Below are 18,207 nucleotides of genomic sequence, written 5' to 3' on the forward strand. Positions count from 1 at the left end.
CAGGGGCTTGCCCAACAACATGTGTTGTGCTTCACTAATAACAACAGGTGTTGTTCGACACAGCTGCACCAAGACCGGTCAGGTGAAGGAGCCTAGCGATGTCGGAAAGGACCAGCAGTGCCCAGGGTCGTGAGATCGCGGAAGGCGCGTTGTGGCCGAAGTATGAAGGCTCCGCTGACCTGGTCGACGTAGAGGCTGTTCCGCTGGCCGCGCGGGGTTTGCCGGACTCGACCTATTCGCTGCTGGTGCGAGCGGCCGAACTGTGGCCGTACCGAACCGCGCTGGCGGTCATGCCCGACGCCAAACGGTGGCGAGAACCGCTGCGGCGAAGCTACTCTCAGCTACTTGCCGACGTCCATCGTTACGCCAACCTCTTGCACTCGTTCGGTGTCAGGCGTCATCATGCGGTAGCGCTGATCGCGCCGAATTGCGCCGAATTGATCGTGGCAACTTTGGCCGCACAGTTGGCTGGCATCGCAGCACCCATCAATGGAGGCCTGTCTCGGTCTCACATCGAGGAACTATTGCGCCGATCGGGAGCACGAGTTCTGATCGCCGCCGGTCCGGAGCTATCCGCGTCGACGTGGCAGATCGCGGTCGATCTGTCCCGGGCTGGTGTGGTGGATGCCGTGTTGGCGCTGCGTCACACCCCGGGCGAACGGATGTCCGAATCGATGCCATTCGTCGACGGAGTTCGGGTCGGCTATCTGCATGAGGCTGCGGCCGGACATGATTCGTCCGCCTTCATCGGGATCGCGCCGACGGGACCGGACCTGGCTGCTTTGCTTCATACCGGTGGAACCACCGGGGTTCCGAAGCTGGCGGCGCATCGGCACTCAGGTCAGGTCGCCAATGCCTGGATGATCGCTGCTGCTCCGCTCCTGCCGGAACGCACCACGATGTTCTCGGCACTGCCGCTGTTCCATGCAAACGCTCTCGTGGTCGGCGTGCTCACGCCACTGTTCAAGGGGCACTGCGTCGTGTGGGCTGGCCCGCAGGGTTATCGAGACCCATTGCTGTACTCCTCGTTCTGGAATATCGTGTCGCACTACCAGATCTCGGTCATGAGCGCGGTCCCGACCGTATATGCGGCACTCGCCGAACATCCGGTCGACGCCGACATCAGCTGCTTGCGTTTTGGGATCGTGGGTGCCTCCCCGTTGCCGCGAGCCGTCCGGGAGCGCTTCGAGCGCGGCATCGGCCTCACGCTGGTCGAAGGCTACGGGCTGACCGAGGCGACGTGCGTCAGCGCACTCAGTTTCCCTGGCATGCTGCGTGCCGGTTCGGTCGGTCAGCGTATCCCGTACCAGAGCGCCAAGACCGTCCGTATCGCCGAGGACGGGCGGTGGGAGGAATTGCCGACCGGTGCGACCGGTGTGCTTGTGCTGCAAGGAGTAACGGTGTTCGCCGGGTACGTGGTGGGGCGGGACGCGGATGGCTACCAACTCGACGGGCTGAACGCACTGGTGGATGGATGGCTAGACACCGGCGATTTGGCGCATCTCGACGCGGATGAATTCGTCTATCTTCATGGCCGGGCGAAGGATCTGATCATTCGCGGTGGACACAACATCGACCCTGCGGTCATCGAGGAGACCCTGTTAAGGTGCCCGGGTGTCGCCGCTGCGGCCGCGGTGGGGCAGCCTGACGCTCATGCCGGAGAGGTCCCGGTGGCCTACGTCACGTTGCGGCCAGGCGAATCCATCTCGGAGGCAGACATTCTGGCCTGGGTGGCAGACCGGGTGCCGGAGCGGGTCGCCACGCCGAAGGTAGTCACGGTACTGGATGCACTGCCCCTCACCGCCGTGGGGAAGCCCTACAAACCGCTGCTTAGGGCTCACGCAGTCCGCCGGGTGCTGGTCGACGTGCTCGCCGGCGTGCCCGGAGTTGGAACGGTCGATACGACGATTTGCGACGGCGCCATCGTGTCGACCGTTGAGCTAGGGGAGATGGCCGAAGAATCGGCAGTCGCGGAAATCCTCGATCGCTACGCGGTGACCTGGACGGGAATCCCTTGTTCCCCATAGCCATAACCCGTTTTAACAAAGTGCTCGATTTCGGATAAGGAGTCCACAAATGTCAATCACAGGCCCTCGCCTTGCCCACGTCGTGCTGCAGTCCAACCAGCCCGATGAGATGACCAATTTCTACGTGAAAGTCCTCAACGGACATGTCGTGTTCTCTGGCAGTGGACTGACATTTCTCACCTGCGACGACGAACATCATCGCATCGCGATTGCTCAGGTTGCTGATGCGGAGCCGAAGAATCCGCATGCCACGGGGATGAACCATATGGCCTTCACCTTCGAATCACTCGATGACCTTCTCGACAACTACGTGCGGCTGGCCAAAGAGGGCATTCGCCCCGCGGTACCGGTTCAACATGGCGTGACGACATCGCTGTACTACCGCGATCCGGACGGCAACTTCGTGGAACTGCAGATCGACAACTTCGACACGCCTGAGGCAGCCACAGCGTTCTTGCAAGGGCCGGAATTCCAAGCTGATTCGTGGGGGCCACAGTTCGACGTGGACAGCATGGTAGCGGCACGGGCCAATGGAGCCAGTGTTGCCGAACTTACCGACCGGGCATGGGCCCTGGCAGGCCCTGGGCTTCCGCATCCGTCGGTGGTGCTTGCCCATCTTGAGCCTCAGAACTGACACAACGTATACAAGAAAGGTGCATCGTGACTGGTAGCGATTGCGCGCAGACGGACTCGGTCGTCATCGCAGGCGGAGGCCCAGTCGGCATCTGCACAGCCCTGGAACTGGCCCGTCACGGCGTGCCCACATTGGTACTGGAAGCGCGTAATCGCGGTGATTACAACCGAGCCCGTACAAACCTGACCAACCTGCGGTCAATGGAGCACTTCCGCCGATGGGGCATCGCCGACGACCTGAGGCGGAATGATCCGGTGAGCGAGGAGTTCGCCCGTAGCATCACCTACGTGACTGCGCTCAATGGTCACGTCGTTGTCGACCTGGCGGGGATGCTCGCGTTCGACTGGCCGATTCCGTTTGCATCGGATCGCCCGGAGTGGGCTCCCAACGACGCGATCGAGATGACGGTCCAGGAAGCCGCGGTGCGCAATTCACTCGTCGACATCCGGTTCGGCTGCACAGTAACGGGATTCGAAGAATCGTATGACAAGGTCGGGGTGACCTACACCGACGGCCACGGTGCGGCCGCTACGACTTCGGCCAGTTACCTCGTTGCCGCCGATGGCAGCCGCAGTTTCATTCGCAAAGCACTCGGGGTGCAGATGGAAGGCTATCCGGACCTCGCGGAATTCACCATCTGGAACGTCCATTCCCCCGCGCTCAGGAACCTGATCGAAGTCGGTCGGTCTTCGTTCGTCATCTTCATGAACGAGCATCGCGACTACGCGATGCTGATCCCGCAAGGCGATGACCACTACGAATTCGGTTTCGCTTCAAGAGAAGGCGACGCCTCGAGTTGGGATTTCGCCCGCGAAGGGCTTTTCCGCAACGTAGGGTTCGAGTTCGAAGTGAACCCGGTATCTGGTGGGGCGGTCAAGATACACTCCCTGCTTGCACCAGAGTTTCAGTACGGAAGAGTGCTGCTTGCCGGCGACGCAGCCCATCTCATCTCCCCCATGGGTGGGTTCGGGATGAATCTCGGCGTTGGGGATGCGGCCGACCTGGGCTGGAAGTTGGCGGCCGTACTGCAGGGCTGGGGAGGTCCGGCGTTGCTGGACTCCTACGCCCAGGAACGCCGTCCCGTCATCTCGTGGATCCAAGACGCGTGTCTTGGTAACACTGAACGCAGCCCAGATTCGTTCGTGAGAGAGGGCATGTCGGCGAGCACACCGGAGGGAGCCGCGCTGCGCGAGGCGATCGGCAAGGAAGTCAGGGCGGTCAAGGTCGCCGAGTTCCAGAGCTTCGGAGCGCAGCTTGGGTCGCACTATCACGGGTCGCCAATCATCGTCTCGGACGGTACGACGCCGCCGACTCTGAACCAGGGAAGCTACGTGCCCGCCGCTGTGCCCGGATGCCGAGCACCGCATGTTTGGCTTGACGGCGACACGTCGCTCTACGATCGGTTCGGCATCGGATTCACACTGCTTGTGACCGGTGACCAACCGGTCGACACGTCGTCATTCGAGACCGCAGCAAAGGAACGCGGGATGCCACTGGATGTCCTTGCGCTGACTGAGCCGTCGATCCGTGAAGCCTATGGGGCCGAGCTCGTGTTGATCCGCCCCGACCAGCATGTCGCATGGCGGGGCGACGGCACACCCACTGACATTGGCTGGGTGCTGGACACCGTACGAGGAGCCGGTGCAAGCCCGGTGGTGGAGCGCTCATGAGCGCGGCCGCAGATCACATCTCAGACCGCGCGGTGGAAATCGGTGGAGTCCGATGGGCGTACACGGATTACGGGTCAGGACCGCTCGTGGTGTTCCTGCACGGCACGTTAGCGAGCTCGGCAATGTACCGCGACGTGATCGCCACGCTGTCTGGACGATACCGGTGCGTGGCCGTTGACCTGCCGGGTCATGGCCGCAGTGGGTTCAACCCTCAGGGCTGGACCGCCAACGACGTTGTCGAGGGTGTCGGGCAGCTCATAGCGATTCTCGGCGGGGCTCCGGCGACGTTGGTCGGCCTCTCGCAAGGAGGAGCCGTCGCGATGCGGGTGGCCGCCTCCTACCCAAACCTGGTAGATGCCCTGGTCATCCAAGGAGCAGGACCGGACGGGCCAGCACCCGATGCCGTCGCGGCGATGGCGGCGTTCGGCCGCGTCTTGGAAACAGCCGATGACGACCAGCGACGCGCCGCCGCGGCAGGCCTACAGTCGGCGTTCCACGCGTCGGGGTGGGTGCAGGAGCATCCGCAGGAGGCAGCGCAGGAGATTTCAGTGATGCTGAGTCACGACCGCCAGGCTGTCGCGCTAGCGACCCAGGTGCCCGGGACGTACACCAGCATTGAGGAGAGGCTCAGCCAAATCACCTGTCCCGCATTGATCATGTGGGGCGAGGAAGACCCACGGGCGTTCTGGGGTCCGCGCATGATTGCCGCAATGCCTGCGGCTCGACTCATCACGGTCGCACACGCTGGACATCACATGAACTCAGACGCACCGACGGTGTGTGCACGTGAGATCGGGCGCTTCCTGGACGACGTCCACGCGGTCTGAGCCGCATGACGACCCGATGAAATCGCAAAGGAGACCATGCGTATCTATAATATTGCCGGACGCGCCACCCTCGGCATAGCCGGTGGCGTCATCGACATCGAGGATGCCAGTGGCGGCGAATTCGGTTCGGACCCGCAAGCCCTCTACGGCCGATGGGACCAACTACGTCGCTGGGCGGCGGATCTGCGCGGCGTGACGGCCAGACCGATTCCGACTGACACCCCGATCTGCAGCCCCGTTCCGCGGCCGCGACAGATATTCGCCATTGGCATCAATTACGCTTCTCATGTCGAAGAGTCGGGGCTCGAAACGCCCACTACACCTATGGTATTCGCAAAATTCCCTGCTTCGATCGCCGGTCCGTACGACTCCATCGCCCTGCCGGAGGGCGCCGTCGACTTCGAGGTGGAGCTCGTCATCGTCATCGGTGCCGGGGCGGATCAGGTGACGGAGCACGATGCGTGGGGACACGTCGCCGGACTAACTGTCGGACAGGATCTGTCGGAGAGATATACCCAGTGGAAAGGCTCGCCCCCGCAACAGATGGGGCTGGGCAAGTCCTTTCCGGGATTCAGCCCGCTCGGTCCGTGCGTTGTGACCCCAGACGAGTTCGTCAACCCTGATGACATCGCACTAGGGTGCAGCGTGAACGGGGCGACGATGCAGCAGGCCAGAACTAGCGAGATGATCTTCGCCGTTCCCGTTCTTATCGAGTACATATCAAGCGTCGTCCCCATGCTGCCTGGAGACATCATCTTCACGGGAACGCCTAGCGGGGTCGGCTTCACCCGGTCCCCGCAGGTTCTGTTGAAGCCGGGCGACGAACTGGTGACCTATGTAGAGGGCATCGGCGAGATGCGGCACACCTTCGCCAAGCGCCCCGGTGGTCCGTCAGCGTTCATCAAGGAGTAGACGAAATGCTTTGGGTGACTAGGAACCACATCCACTTGGACAGAGTTGCGTCGCCATGGCTCATCCGCAGATTCGTTGACCGCGAGGCGACATTCGGCTTCCATGCTCCCGAAGATGAGTTGCCCGCGGATGCTGTGCCGTTCGCGCTACCCGGTGCCGAGCTCGGGCAACATGACGGGGAAGGGAGCACCTTCCGCAAGATCCTGCGGAGATACTCGCTGAATGTCGCGGAACTCGAGCGGATGGCCGAGGTTGTCGAGGCCGGGATTGCGATCGCACAGAACAGGCAAGTGCCGGCAGTGGATACCAACCAGCTCCATCTCGCGGTGTCCCTGGCAGCCTTCTCCGAGGCGATGACGGTCCTGCGACCCGACGACCACCAGAATTTACACGATTCGATTGCCTTCTACGACGGCCTTTACCAGACGTTATGGACCGCCTACGGTCCCGCGCCTGCGGTGCCATCTGGCGACATCGCTGCCCGAGTCCTTGCCTATCGGCAGGCGGTTGATTGGTCGGCCGCGTTGCCGCCATGGCGGGATTGAGCAGGATTCGTGACGAACAGAATACGGAGCTGGTCATCACTGCCGACCGCTCGTACGCGTCGAGAACAGAGAGATCGATGATGAATCTGCCAACTATCACCTACGACATCCCCGACTCCGTTCCGGTCTTCAACTACTTTGATCGTGATTATCAGGGGGAGGGGCGCTATCAGTTTCTCGCGAAACTCCGTGAGAACCGCATCCCCTTGGCAGTTGACCAGTTCATGCGCGTGAACCTCCTTCGCTACGAGGACGTCCGGGCTGCGTTTGTCGACAATAACCGGTATCTCTCAGGCGAGGCGAGCGTCGCCGAGGCTATTGGAGGCGGTGAAGGCCCGCTGGTTGATTGGCAGCGGAACACGCTGATCAACATGAATCCACCCCGACACACGCGGTTACGGAATTCCTTGCGGCACTTCAATGCACGCCTCGCGCGGCGCCTCCATCCCATGATCCGCGAGCAGTGTCATCGCCTCATCGACGCTTTCCCTGTCAAAGGGGAGATCGACTTCAGTCGCGAGTTCGCGTTCAAGCTTCCCGTGAGAGTGATCATGGCGCTGCTCAACATGCCTGGGGAGGACGAAGGTGTTATCGGGGAGTGGTCGCCCAAGACGCTTCCCGTTGGACCAGACGCGATCGAGGCATCCAACTGCGCCAACCAGCAATTCCGCACCTACATCGAGAGGCTGATCGACGATCGCCGCGGTCGCCCGTTGGACGGCGATGTCGTTAGTGAGCTGATCGAGCTACAGAACGGTGGCGACCTCACCCAGGATGAACTCTGGGCGACCATACAAACCCTCATTTTGGCCGGCCACGAGACAACTTCTGGCGCACTGGCTACGGGCCTGTACACGCTGCTCGAACGTCCTGAGCGCTGGGAGCGAGTCCGCAGCGCCCGCGACGGTCTGGCGAACACAGCCGAGGAGATCCTGCGATGGGACGCCCCGGTTGAGAGCATGCCGCGGGTCCTTGCCGAGGACACGTTGATCCACGGGGTCCACCTGCGCGCAGGAACCTTCCTCAACCTCAATATTGCTTCGGCGAACCACGATCCGAGGATCTTCGAGAGCCCGGAGGAATTCGACATGTTCCGGACGAATGCCAAAAAGCAGTTGTCATTCGGCGTCGGCATTCACCGCTGCGTTGGCGCTCCGTTGGCACAGGCTGAGATTCTAATCGCATTGGATGTGCTCGCCGAACGTCTCACCACCATCGAGGTCGTCGAAGAGCCGACCTATGCACCGGGGTTCTTCCGGCATTTCAATGAACTGAGATTGGTGGTCCACCAGCAGTCCGCAGCCTGACGACCGCAAGGCCGTAGAGGCGCCGTCGACCGATCAAAAGTGAGAGGACCAGCATTGGCTCGACGCCGGAATATCGAACAATGCAAGCGCCGATGATCCGGTCTGCGGTCATCCGGCTAGCGTGGGAGTTGACCGACTCCGCGAAGCCAATCCTCCTGTCAGGGGAGCGATCGTGGCTATGGATGCAAATCGGCGCCGGCGATGTTGAAGACGCGATCGTGGACCTGCTTGCCTCTCATGCACAACATGGCGTCGAATTGTCGGCCCCGCTGTCGGTGGTGGTGCGCACGTGGCTGAGTGGCTACCAGGGAACAGCACGTAGCAGAGCTGCGGAGGCACTTCTCGATCGCGTACCGCGAACGCGCGAAGAGTCACACACGCAGATATTCCGTCGCGCCGCAGAATTGGACGGGCACAGGTGATATCACGACGGTTTGGAGTCAAACACGCGGTTGATGCGGTAGTCGGCCAAGCCCCGGTCGCTGGCTCGGCTGAGTCCCTGCACCTCAATCACTTCCGGAACGTCGCCAAGCGCTCACGCGATGTTGGGCAGTCTGCGCTGGGTGACGACGGCCATGACGCAGGCGGTCAGCGGAGAGCCCGGCGCGGCAGGATCTATTCTGCGGTCGAACGATCTGAGGACGACAGCATCGATTCCGAGTCAGGCCAGACGCGTATGGATCATGTTCCCCGCGAGATCTGTTACGTGAGAGGGACTACGACGATCGCCCGCGGCGCGGTGGGAAGCGCGCCATGGATCCGCAGCTCGATGTCGTCGAACAGGTACCGTGGTGTAGGCGCAGTGCTCACGTTCTGCGAAGTAACCCGCGCCAGGGACCGCATTGTGCGCAAACGGGTGATGTATACGTGCCCGCAATGGTAGTTCGGTGGTTGGTTTGCGCCAGCCTTCCCCCATTGGCAACAGCTCGTGCGCGAGCTGTGTATCAATCCGCTATAGCAAGTTAGGCAGGACGCGATGTACACCGTGGCGTTGGAAGATGCAGTTGGGAATACTCGGCTCAGCGTTTTGCGAACCATTGAGCAACGGGTGCTGTGGTTGTCGACAGCGATCGTTCATCACGCGAACCGAGTGCGGCCAAACGTATCCGGCCTGAAGGTCGGTGGTCACCAGGCATCGAGCGCCTCCATCGCTACGATCATGACTGCGCTGTGGTTCGAACAGCTGAACTCCGGTGATCGGGTATCGGTGAAACCGCACGCCTCGCCCGTGCTGCACAGTCTGAACTATCTGCTGGGCCGGCTCGACGAGAAGTATTTGACGACCCTGCGTCAGTTCGGAGGCCTCCAGTCCTACCCGAGTCGCGCCAAAGACCCGGACCCGGTGGACTATTCGACAGGATCGGTGGGTATCGGGGCGACAGCACCAATTTGGGGCGCGGTGGCTCGACGCTTCGTTGATGCACAGTTCGGTTCCGGAGGCAGCGGTCGCCAGTATTCCCTCGTCGGCGACGCCGAGTTGGATGAAGGTGCGGTATGGGAGGCCATTCTCGATCCCAGCATTGCCGAACTGGGTGAAGTGGTATGGATTGTCGATCTCAACCGGCAGTCGCTGGACCGGGTGGTGCCCAATATCGCTGCGGGTCGGTTGGAGAAGATGTTCGGGGCAGCGGGCTGGCAGGTCATCATGGTCAAGTTTGGGCGAGTCCTCGAGGAACTGTTCGGCCGGCGCGGGGGGGACGCGTTGCGGTCGCGGATACTCGATATGCCCAATCCGGAGTATCAGCGGTTGTTGCGATGCAGCGCCGCCGAGATCCGGGTTCGGCTACCCGGCGACGACGACCGCGCCGTCGAGATCGCCTCGCTGATAGCCGACCTCGATGATGCTGCCCTCGTCGCTGCGATCCGTAACCTTGGGGGTCACGATCTTGCCGCGCTTACTGATGCGTACCGGGAGATCGATGACACTCGGCCAACGGTGATTATCGCCTACACCATCAAGGGATACGGATTGCCCACCGAAGGGCATCCCCAGAATCATTCCGCACTACTGTCACGCGACGAATTCGACTCCTTTGCAGAACGTTTAGGTATGGATGCGCAGAAGCCGTGGAGCCGGTTCGCCCTAGACAGCGAACCAGGGCGCCTGTGCACGCAGACTGCCGCGCGGCTGGAACGTGGTCCCGTCGACGGTGCCATACCCCCTGCGGTGCCCACGGATATTGGGCGCACCCCGAAGGGCACGGCGACGACGCAGGCTGCGCTCGGCCGTGTCCTACTCGATTTGATCCGCGAAGCGCCCGAGGCCGCCAAACGGGTGGTGACTGTGAGCCCTGACGTCAGTTCAACCACCAATCTCGGAGGCTGGGTCAACAAAGTGGGTGTGTGGTCACTCGCTGAACGCCGGAACTGGTTCGCCGATGATTCCGAGACCATCATGCACTGGAACGAGCGCCCTAACGGACAGCACATCGAACTCGGCATCGCCGAGACGAACCTGGTGGGGTTGCTGGGAGAGCTCGGTGCAACCTGGAGTCGATGGGGACAACCGCTGTTCCCCCTTGGTGTGCTGTATGACCCGTTCGTGGAACGGGCCTTGGAGCCGTGGTCGTTCGGTATCTATGCCGGGGGGCAATCGATTCTCATTGGTACTCCGTCGGGTGTCACGCTGTCTGGCGAGGGCGGGGCCCACCAGTCGATCAAGACACCATCGATCGGCATCGAACAACCCGGCTGCATTAGTTACGAACCGGCATTCGCTATCGATGTCGAATGGACCCTGTTGGCCAGTATCGCGCGACTGGGACGCCCCGACGGGAGTTCTGCCTACCTGAGGTTGTCGACACGTCCCGTTGACCAGTCGCTCGCCGACGTGCCGACCGACCCTGCCGCCCGCGAACGTCGACGCCGCCAGGCCGTCGCCGGCGGATATTCGCTGCGGCTGAGCCAGAATGCACGAGTCACGATCGCCACGATGGGTGCGGTCACAACCGAGGCACTTGCCGCAGCGGACCGTCTCGAATGTCAAGGATTGCCGGCAGACGTCATCTGCGTGACCAGCCCAGGGTTGCTGTTCGACGCGTGGCAGACCCGTCAAGGTCGTAGCGCGAGTGGCAACCCGTGGGTCCTCGATCAGCTGTTTCCCGCCGACCGGGCGAAACCAATGGTGACCGTACTCGACGGGCATCCCCATACCTTGGCGTTCCTAGGCAACGTCCAGCAAGTGAACGCCACCGCGTTGGGTGTGTCAAAGTTCGGGCAGGCGGGCTCGCTCGAGGATGTATACCGCTACCACGGCCTGGACACCGACAGCATTGTGCGTGCTGCACTCGATGTCGCGTCCCCAGCTGGCCGCAGTGGACTCCACCAGTGTTGACCGCGCGGTGGCCGCCGGATCGGCTCTAACCCTTGTCATCGCCGCAGCGAGCGGGCGGTTGCACGGAGGCTGCCGACGACATCGGATCAGTCGAGTTGTTCCCCGGGCCGCACTACCGACCCTGGCGCTCCCTCAGGCCAGGTGTTTCCGCGTGCGGTCGGCAGGATTGCGCGCACGGAGTGATCGCTGGCGCCGAACTGCGAGGCGAGCCGGCGAAGTGTCCAGCCATTTGGCTTGCGATGCGGCGACCGACTGCCCGGACCATAGCCGCTCATAGTGGAGCTGGCACAACCGGTGGGCACTATGCGGACGGCTTCCTTCCAGGACGACGACACCCCGGGCAACTGCATCACCATCGGCGTCGATAGTCCGATCCGCACAGTGCTGTTCTATCGGCCGCCACACCGCCGGAATGCTTGCGTCTCGGTGATCGAGACCGCTACGGTGCGGTAGAACGAATTCTCGTCTGCCGGACAGGAGTGCCTATGACCGCGGCGCTGAGCGACGCTGCTCCCGCCTCGATGCTCGACCGCTTCACGGCGATCATCGACGCCTTCGAGGACGTGTCCGCGGGGCTGACGCTGGATCAGATCGCCGCGCGGGCCCATCTGCCGCGCTCCACGACGCACCGCATCCTGGATCAGCTGGTGCGACTGGAGTGGCTGACCCACTCCGGCCGTGGCTATCGGCTCGGCGCGCGCACCGCGGCGTGGGGTTCGGGCGAGTCCGCCGACGTGCGGCTGCGTTCGGTCGCCGCGCCGGTGTTGCACGAGTTGCAGCTGCGGACCGGTGCCGTCGTACACCTGGGACTGCTCGACCGCGGCGAGATCGTGCACCTGGACAAGCTCGGCGGGCCTTCGGCGCGGCAGGTGCCCACCTCGGTCGGTGTGCGGCTTCCCGCCCACCGGGTGGCGCTCGGCGTGGCCGCGCTGGCCGGGCTCTCGCCCGAGGACGTGGTCGCCGAGTTGGATCACGTCCAGGGCTGGGAGCCCGACCCGGCCTGGTGGGGCGAGTTGCACCAGGTCCGCCGGCGGGTCGTCGTGCGCCATGGCGACTACACCCATTCGACGGTGTCGGTTGCCGCCACGGTGGGTTCACGCGCGGCCATCGGCATCGTCACCTCCGACCGGGTCCTCGCCCAGCGCTGTCAGCCGGTGGTCTCGGCCGCGGCGGCCCAGGTCGCCCGAGCGTTGGCGGGCGGCTCGCGCTAGTCCGCCGAGCCGGCCTGCCGCGGTCGCAACGTCAGGTCAATCCCATCAGCCGCTGCATCATCCGATGCGCACCGGCCACCACCTTGGCGCGGTCCGGATCATTGCGGCGCGCAACGTCTTCGGCGTTGCCCCCGGCCACATAGACCGGGCCGTGGGGCAACTGCTCCAGACCCTCCCTGGCCACCTCGGCCGGATCGGCCACCCGCATGCCCGGAACGTCGAAGTTCAGTCCCACCCGCTCCATCGCCGGAGTCCGTGTCACCCCGAGGACCAGTTCCAGGACGTCGACGCCGTGGTCGCGCAACTCCAGCCACAACCCCTCGGCGAAGATCCGGCCGTAGGCCTTCACGCCGCCATACACGGTGTGGCGTACCGAGCCCAGATAACCCGACATCGAGCCGACCAGCAGGATCCCGCCGCGGCGGCGCTCGCGCATCAATCGGCCGTAATGCTGCGCGCACGCCATCATCGTGGTGATGTTGAGATCGATCACCCGCTGGAAGTCGGCCAGGTCGGCGTCGAGGAATTCGGCGCTGCAGGTGTTGGCGCCGGCGTTGTAGACGAATAACCCGACGTCGAGCCCGTCGGTCGCCGACGTCAACGCCTCCACCGCTGCCGGATCGACGAGATCGGCTGTGAGCGTGCGGACTTCGACGCCGAGCTGCCGGCACTTCGCCGCCGTCGCGGCCAGTGGTTCGGGCTTGCGGGCCACCAGTACAAGATTGACGCCGGCTTGCGCGAGCAGCCGGGCGAATTCGGCACCTACACCTTCGGATCCGCCCGCGATCACGGCCCACGGCCCGTACTTGGCATACGACACGCACCGATCGTGACCCGTCGAGACGGGGCCGGTGAGGATGGTCCCGCTGATCGGTACAGCAGCGCGGTGGCGTGACCGATGCCCGATACTGGGAACCGTGCCGCGGATCGGAGAGCCAAGGGCGCCGGCCCGCCCGGCGACCGATGATCAGGAGAATCGTCGTGGCGCCATCCTGACCGCGGCGTCGCGGCTGGGGGCAGCCAAGGAAATCGACCGCATCCAGGCCCAGGAGATCGCCGCTGACGCCGGTGTGGCGCTGCGCACCCTGTACCGCTACTACCCCTCGAAGCACCATGTGTTCGCGGCAGTGCTCTTCGAGCAGGTGGCCCGCTTCCGTCCACCCCCGCCGACCGGTGACCCGGTCGGTGACATCGCCGCGCTGATGGTGGCGGCGTGCCGGAACTTGTTGCGGCACAAGCATCTTGCGCATGCGATGATCACCTCCACACAGATTGTGCGTGCCCAGGCCGACGCCCCCGACGACCCCACCCTGCGTGAACTCATCCTCAGGATCGCCGATGTCGAGGACCCCACCTCCGAACAGCTGCGCAGGACCCGGCTGGTGCAGCAGGTCACCTTCGGCATCCTGATCTGGACGGTCGGGGGAGCGCTGGCCCCCGAGGATGCGCTGGCCGACGTCGATGTCGCGTGCCGGCTACTCGTGGGGGACGTGTTTTGAGCTGATCCTGGTCGCCAGGACCGAGCCGGCCAGGATCATCGCCAACCCGGCGATGTGCAACCAGGTCAGCGGCTCGTGCAAGACGATCACTCCGGCGGCCAGGGCCACCGCCGGGTTGACGTAGGTGAACAGCAGCGCCCGCGGGGCGCCGACCTCCCGGATCAGGGCGAAGAACACCACGAACGCCAACGCGGTGCAGACCCCGGCCAGCGTGGCGATGGCGGCATACGCCCGGCCGGTCAACACATGCTGCGGCCAGGTCAGCGCCGCGGGCACCAGGTACACCAGTGCGGCCAGTCCCAGGCACGCCGAGGTCAACGCAGGCCCGGGGACCTCGGCCAGGTAGCGGGCGGCGATCAGCGGCGCGATGGCATAACACGTCGCCGTCAGGAGCACCTCGGCCACCGGCCACACGCCCCCGGCGGACAGGCCAGGCCCGGCCAGCACCGCGACCCCCGCCAGCCCGACACCGAGCCCGAGCACGCGGGCCGGCCCGAGGCGCTCACCCCCGCTGAACCGGTCGAGCACCGCGGCGATGATCGGCGCCGCCGCGATGAGCAGCCCGGTCAGTGAACTCGTCAGGTGCCGTTCGGCGTCGGATAACAACAGCCAGGCCGCGACCATCTCGAAGAACGCGAACCCGGCCACCGCTTTCCAGTGCCGGCGCAACAGCCAGCGGGCGTCCGGCGACAACGCCATCGGAAGCAGCAGGGTGGCGCCCACCGCGCAGCGGATGAAGACCAGCACCGGCACCGAGACCTCGTCCACCGCTACCTTGATCAACAGGTACGGGATGCCCCAGATGACGCTCATCGCGGCGAACAGGACCCAGCCGCGTGCAGTCACCCCACCACCCTACGAACGTGGTAAGCCTGATGGCGTGTCCGACAGCCTCTTCGACGTCCCCGGTGCTGATGGCCGATCGGATTCGGTGGCGCCGACGTCGGCTCCGCTGGCCGTCCGGATGCGTCCGGCGGCGCTCGACGAGGTGGTCGGTCAGGAGAACCTGCTGCGGCCGGGCTCTCCGCTGCGCCGGCTGGTCGAAGGCTCCGGCGCGGCGTCGGTGATCCTCTACGGGCCGCCGGGCACCGGAAAGACCACCCTGGCCTCGCTGGTCTCCCAGGCCACCGGCCGCCGCTTCGAAGCCCTGTCGGCGCTGACCGCGGGGGTCAAGGAGGTCCGGGCCGTCATCGACAACGCCCGGCGCGCGGCCGCCTACGGCGAGCAGACGGTGCTGTTCATCGACGAGGTGCACCGGTTCTCCAAGACTCAGCAGGACGCCCTGCTGGCCGCGGTGGAGAACCGGGTGGTGCTGCTGGTGGCCGCCACCACCGAGAACCCGTCGTTCTCCGTCGTGGCGCCGCTGCTGTCGCGGTCGCTGATCCTGCAGCTGCAGCCGCTGACTACCGACAACATCCGCGCCGTGGTGCGGCGAGCCATCGAGGATCCCCGCGGGCTGGGCGGCAAGATCGCCGTCGACGACGACGCCGTCGAGCTGGTGGTGCAGCTGTCAGCCGGTGATGCCCGCCGGGCGCTGACCGCGCTGGAGGTGGCCGCGGAAACGGCCGGGGCAGCCGGGCGTCCGGTCACGGTGGAGACCGTCGAACAATCGCTGGACCGGGCGGCGGTGCGCTACGACCGCGACGGTGACCAGCACTACGACGTGATCAGCGCGTTCATCAAGTCGATCCGCGGGTCCGATGTCGACGCGGCCCTGCATTACCTGGCCCGGATGTTGGTTGCGGGGGAGGACCCGCGGTTCGTGGCCCGTCGGTTGATGATTCTGGCCAGTGAGGACATTGGGATGGCCGATCCGTCGGCGCTGCAGACCGCTGTCGCCGCCGCGCAGACTGTCGCACTGATCGGCATGCCCGAGGCGCAGTTGACCCTGGCCCACGCGACGGTGCACCTGGCCACGGCGCCGAAGTCGAATGCCGTCACCACCGCACTGGGTGCGGCGATGGACGGTATCCGCGCGGGCAAGGCCGGGCTTGTGCCGGCGCATCTGCGCGACGGCCACTACGCCGGGGCGGCCAAGCTGGGCAATGCCGTCGGCTACCGCTACCCGCACGACGACCCGGATGGTGTTGTACCGCAACAGTATCCGCCCAATGAGCTGGTGGGTGCCGACTACTACAAGCCCACCAATCACGGTGCGGAGCGGGAGATCGCCAGCCGGCTGGACAAGCTGCGGGCGATCATCCGCCGCAAGCGCTGAGTCAGCGGCCCAGCAGGCCGGAGCGGCGGCGCCGTCCAGTCAGTGCGGCGACGAGGGCCACGCCGAGCGCCGCGACGACGACCTGGACCAGCAGCTCGAGCCAGTCCACGCCGCTGGTCGTGGTCGGGATCCCCATTGCCCGGGCCAGGGCGGTGCCCAGGAACGCCGCGACGATGCCGACCAGGACCGTCAACAGCATGCCGATGGGCTGCTTTCCAGGAGCCAGCAGCCGGCCCACCACGCCCACTACTGCACCGATCAGGATCGCGCTGATGATTCCGGTAATAGTCATTGGTCCTCCACGGGTTGCTGAAATTTGCAGCTCAGATACCCCGAAGGCCGATGCGGTAAACGACGGCGCGAGCCCGTCGATCCCGGGTCAGCGGGCCCGCCCGGCGCGGTGGCGGATCCCGCGCAGCATCCCGCGTTCCATCACGAAGTGCGCGATGTCGAAGCTGGTGACCCCGACCGCCCCACCGGTGCCGCGGGCCAGCAGCCGGGTCTGCCCGTCCTGTGGCCGCAGATAGAACGCCCACGATCCAAATGCCTTCTCGCCGCGCTGAACTCGCTCATAATCAGGTGCCGACATCAACACCAGGTGCGACTTCGGTTCCACGGCGGCCACCAGCTGCCTGGCTCGCTGGCCGTAGCGGCGGGCCAGCCATACCGTGTCGCCGACCTGGATCCCCTGCCATTCCGGGTGCACCGCGTCGGCGTTGTGGATCCGTGCTCCCGCCAGCCGCTCCAGGACGTCGTAACTGTAGAAGCCACCCCGGTTTTCGCCGATCTGTGCCAGCCACGGCCACACCGCCTCCACCGGCGCGTCGATGGTGATCCCGCGGGTGGTCCGCGGCGCACCCGGTTCCACCAGCTCATCGCCCGGCAACGGCGCGGCGACCTCGGCCGCGGTGGCGCCCCAGGTGTACATCCGGGGCCGCACGATCCACCGGTACAGCGCGGCGGCACCTGCGGTCGCCATGGCCGCCGCCAGCACGGGTCTCTGCCTGCCCATAGCCGCGAAGTTAGCCCCGGCGGACGGCGCAGGCGAGGGCCTTAAGTCCCGTCGGGGTCCTCATGTCGAATGGGGCGGTTGGACGCCGGAAGTGTTTACCTGAACGCATGGCGCAGTACTTCTGCCCGGCCTGCTTCGCCCAGGTCGACGCCGGCACGCGGACGTGTCCGCAGTGCGGCGTGGACGCCGACCAGTGGCGGGCCGAACGCACCTTCACCCAGCGGCTCGTGCACGCCCTGGGCCATCCGCTCCCGTCGGTCAGGATGATGTCGATCATCTGCCTCAAAGGCCGGGCCGATCCAGACACCGCGGCGGCCCTGGCGTCATGTGTGCACGCCGACCCGACCGATGTGGTCCAAGGCCTGGAGGTGGTCCGCGCGATCGCCGCGATGCCGCCGGCAGCGGCTCAGCGCCAGGCCGCCCTGCGCAGCCTCTGCGACCACCATTCGCGGATGGTCGCCGAGCAGGCGAAGCGCGTACTGGCCGCGGAGGGGCTGATCCCCGCTCCCAGGCATCGCGGGCCCTAGGCTGGCAGACGTGGACTCCGATGTGCTCGACGTCGATACCTCACGGCGTCGGATCGTCGACCTCACCGATGAGGTGCGTGCGTTCTGCCGGGGCCGCGGTGACGGGCTGTGCAACGTCTTCGTCCCGCACGCCACCGCCGGCCTCGCACTGATCGAAACCGGCGCGGGCTCCGACGACGACTTGGTCGACACCCTGGAGCGGTTGCTGCCCCGCGACCAGCGCTACCGGCACGCACACGGCTCGCCGGGCCACGGGGCCGACCACGTGCTGCCGGGCATCGTGGCTCCGTCGGTCACGGTTCCGGTCGTCGACGGCGCGCCGCTGCTGGGCACCTGGCAGAGCGTCGTACTGGTCGACCTCAACCGGGACAACCCGCACCGATCGGTGCGGCTGAGCTTCCTGGCCGGCTGAGCCCGACCACAAGCCGGGCCGGTGCTGGTCGGCGGACCGGTAATGTAGTGCGGTCGAAGCCTCAGGCGCGCC

The 18,207-nt window shown here is 65.1% G+C and carries 17 protein-coding genes; 13 read left to right on the forward strand and 4 right to left on the reverse strand.

The window, feature by feature from the left end; all coding sequences use genetic code 11:
- The first annotated feature begins 98 nt into the window (after positions 1–98).
- From ADBZ9K_RS01920 to ADBZ9K_RS01960, 9 genes are all read left to right on the forward strand, one after another.
- Positions 99–2,027: an acyl-CoA synthetase gene (locus ADBZ9K_RS01920; RefSeq protein WP_526618124.1), complete on the forward strand. Its 1,929-nt coding sequence runs from the start codon at positions 99–101 to the stop codon at positions 2,025–2,027.
- A gap of 49 nt (positions 2,028–2,076) precedes the next feature.
- Positions 2,077–2,661: a VOC family protein gene (locus tag ADBZ9K_RS01925; protein WP_526618126.1), complete on the forward strand. Its 585-nt coding sequence runs from the start codon at positions 2,077–2,079 to the stop codon at positions 2,659–2,661.
- A gap of 26 nt (positions 2,662–2,687) precedes the next feature.
- Complete coding sequence (locus ADBZ9K_RS01930; protein ID WP_526618128.1) at positions 2,688–4,331, forward strand: FAD-dependent oxidoreductase; 1,644 nt, start codon at positions 2,688–2,690, stop codon at positions 4,329–4,331.
- A gap of 86 nt (positions 4,332–4,417) precedes the next feature.
- Entirely contained in the window at positions 4,418–5,158 is a 741-nt protein-coding gene (locus tag ADBZ9K_RS01935) for an alpha/beta fold hydrolase (protein ID WP_526618129.1), read from the forward strand.
- 36 nt (positions 5,159–5,194) lie between these two features.
- Positions 5,195–6,070, forward strand: coding sequence for a fumarylacetoacetate hydrolase family protein (locus tag ADBZ9K_RS01940; RefSeq protein WP_526618130.1), 876 nt, complete (start codon positions 5,195–5,197; stop codon positions 6,068–6,070).
- 5 nt (positions 6,071–6,075) lie between these two features.
- A complete protein-coding gene (locus ADBZ9K_RS01945; RefSeq protein ID WP_526618131.1) occupies positions 6,076–6,615 on the forward strand; it encodes a chromate resistance protein ChrB domain-containing protein in 540 nt (179 codons plus the stop codon).
- Positions 6,603–7,922, forward strand: coding sequence for a cytochrome P450 (locus ADBZ9K_RS01950; protein ID WP_526618133.1), 1,320 nt, complete (start codon positions 6,603–6,605; stop codon positions 7,920–7,922). Before ADBZ9K_RS01945 ends, ADBZ9K_RS01950 begins: the two co-directional genes overlap by 13 nt.
- A gap of 976 nt (positions 7,923–8,898) precedes the next feature.
- Positions 8,899–11,256, forward strand: a complete 2,358-nt coding sequence (locus ADBZ9K_RS01955; protein ID WP_526618134.1) for a thiamine pyrophosphate-binding protein — start codon at positions 8,899–8,901, stop codon at positions 11,254–11,256.
- Between the two features lie 485 nt (positions 11,257–11,741).
- Positions 11,742–12,467 carry an IclR family transcriptional regulator gene (locus ADBZ9K_RS01960; protein WP_526618135.1) on the forward strand — a complete coding sequence of 242 codons (726 nt, stop codon included), beginning with the start codon at positions 11,742–11,744 and terminating at the stop codon, positions 12,465–12,467.
- Between the two features lie 31 nt (positions 12,468–12,498).
- Here ADBZ9K_RS01960 and ADBZ9K_RS01965 read toward each other — a convergent pair whose 3' ends face one another.
- The gene (locus tag ADBZ9K_RS01965; RefSeq protein ID WP_526618137.1) at positions 12,499–13,287 is read right to left on the reverse strand and encodes an SDR family NAD(P)-dependent oxidoreductase; all 789 of its coding nucleotides are present in this window, start codon (positions 13,285–13,287) and stop codon (positions 12,499–12,501) included.
- A 97-nt stretch (positions 13,288–13,384) separates the two neighbouring features.
- Here ADBZ9K_RS01965 and ADBZ9K_RS01970 point away from each other — a divergent pair, with 97 nt between their 5' ends.
- The gene (locus ADBZ9K_RS01970; RefSeq protein WP_526618139.1) at positions 13,385–13,966 is read left to right on the forward strand and encodes a TetR/AcrR family transcriptional regulator; all 582 of its coding nucleotides are present in this window, start codon (positions 13,385–13,387) and stop codon (positions 13,964–13,966) included.
- On the opposite strand, the gene ADBZ9K_RS01975 is transcribed toward ADBZ9K_RS01970, so the two are convergent.
- Positions 13,943–14,812: an EamA family transporter gene (locus ADBZ9K_RS01975; protein WP_526618140.1), complete on the reverse strand. Its 870-nt coding sequence runs from the start codon at positions 14,810–14,812 to the stop codon at positions 13,943–13,945. The genes ADBZ9K_RS01970 and ADBZ9K_RS01975 overlap by 24 nt on opposite strands.
- Positions 14,813–14,846: 34 nt before the next feature.
- Between ADBZ9K_RS01975 and ADBZ9K_RS01980 the strand changes: the two genes are divergently transcribed.
- Complete coding sequence (locus ADBZ9K_RS01980) at positions 14,847–16,184, forward strand: replication-associated recombination protein A (protein WP_526618141.1); 1,338 nt, start codon at positions 14,847–14,849, stop codon at positions 16,182–16,184.
- Between the two features lies 1 nt (position 16,185).
- Here the strand turns inward: ADBZ9K_RS01980 and ADBZ9K_RS01985 are convergent, their stop codons facing one another.
- Positions 16,186–16,476 (reverse strand): GlsB/YeaQ/YmgE family stress response membrane protein, encoded by a 291-nt coding sequence (locus ADBZ9K_RS01985; protein WP_526618142.1) that lies wholly within the window; start codon positions 16,474–16,476, stop codon positions 16,186–16,188.
- 87 nt (positions 16,477–16,563) lie between these two features.
- Positions 16,564–17,196, reverse strand: a complete 633-nt coding sequence (locus ADBZ9K_RS01990) for a hypothetical protein (RefSeq protein ID WP_526618144.1) — start codon at positions 17,194–17,196, stop codon at positions 16,564–16,566.
- A 107-nt stretch (positions 17,197–17,303) separates the two neighbouring features.
- On the opposite strand from ADBZ9K_RS01990, the gene ADBZ9K_RS01995 reads away from it, so the two are divergent.
- Together ADBZ9K_RS01995 and ADBZ9K_RS02000 are read left to right on the forward strand one after the other, a co-directional pair.
- A complete protein-coding gene (locus ADBZ9K_RS01995; RefSeq protein ID WP_526618146.1) occupies positions 17,304–17,723 on the forward strand; it encodes a hypothetical protein in 420 nt (139 codons plus the stop codon).
- A gap of 22 nt (positions 17,724–17,745) precedes the next feature.
- Positions 17,746–18,135, forward strand: coding sequence for a secondary thiamine-phosphate synthase enzyme YjbQ (locus ADBZ9K_RS02000; protein ID WP_526618235.1), 390 nt, complete (start codon positions 17,746–17,748; stop codon positions 18,133–18,135).
- Positions 18,136–18,207 lie beyond the last annotated feature (72 nt).

The organism is Mycobacterium sp., assembly GCF_965229265.1.
GTDB lineage: Bacteria > Actinomycetota > Actinomycetes > Mycobacteriales > Mycobacteriaceae > Mycobacterium.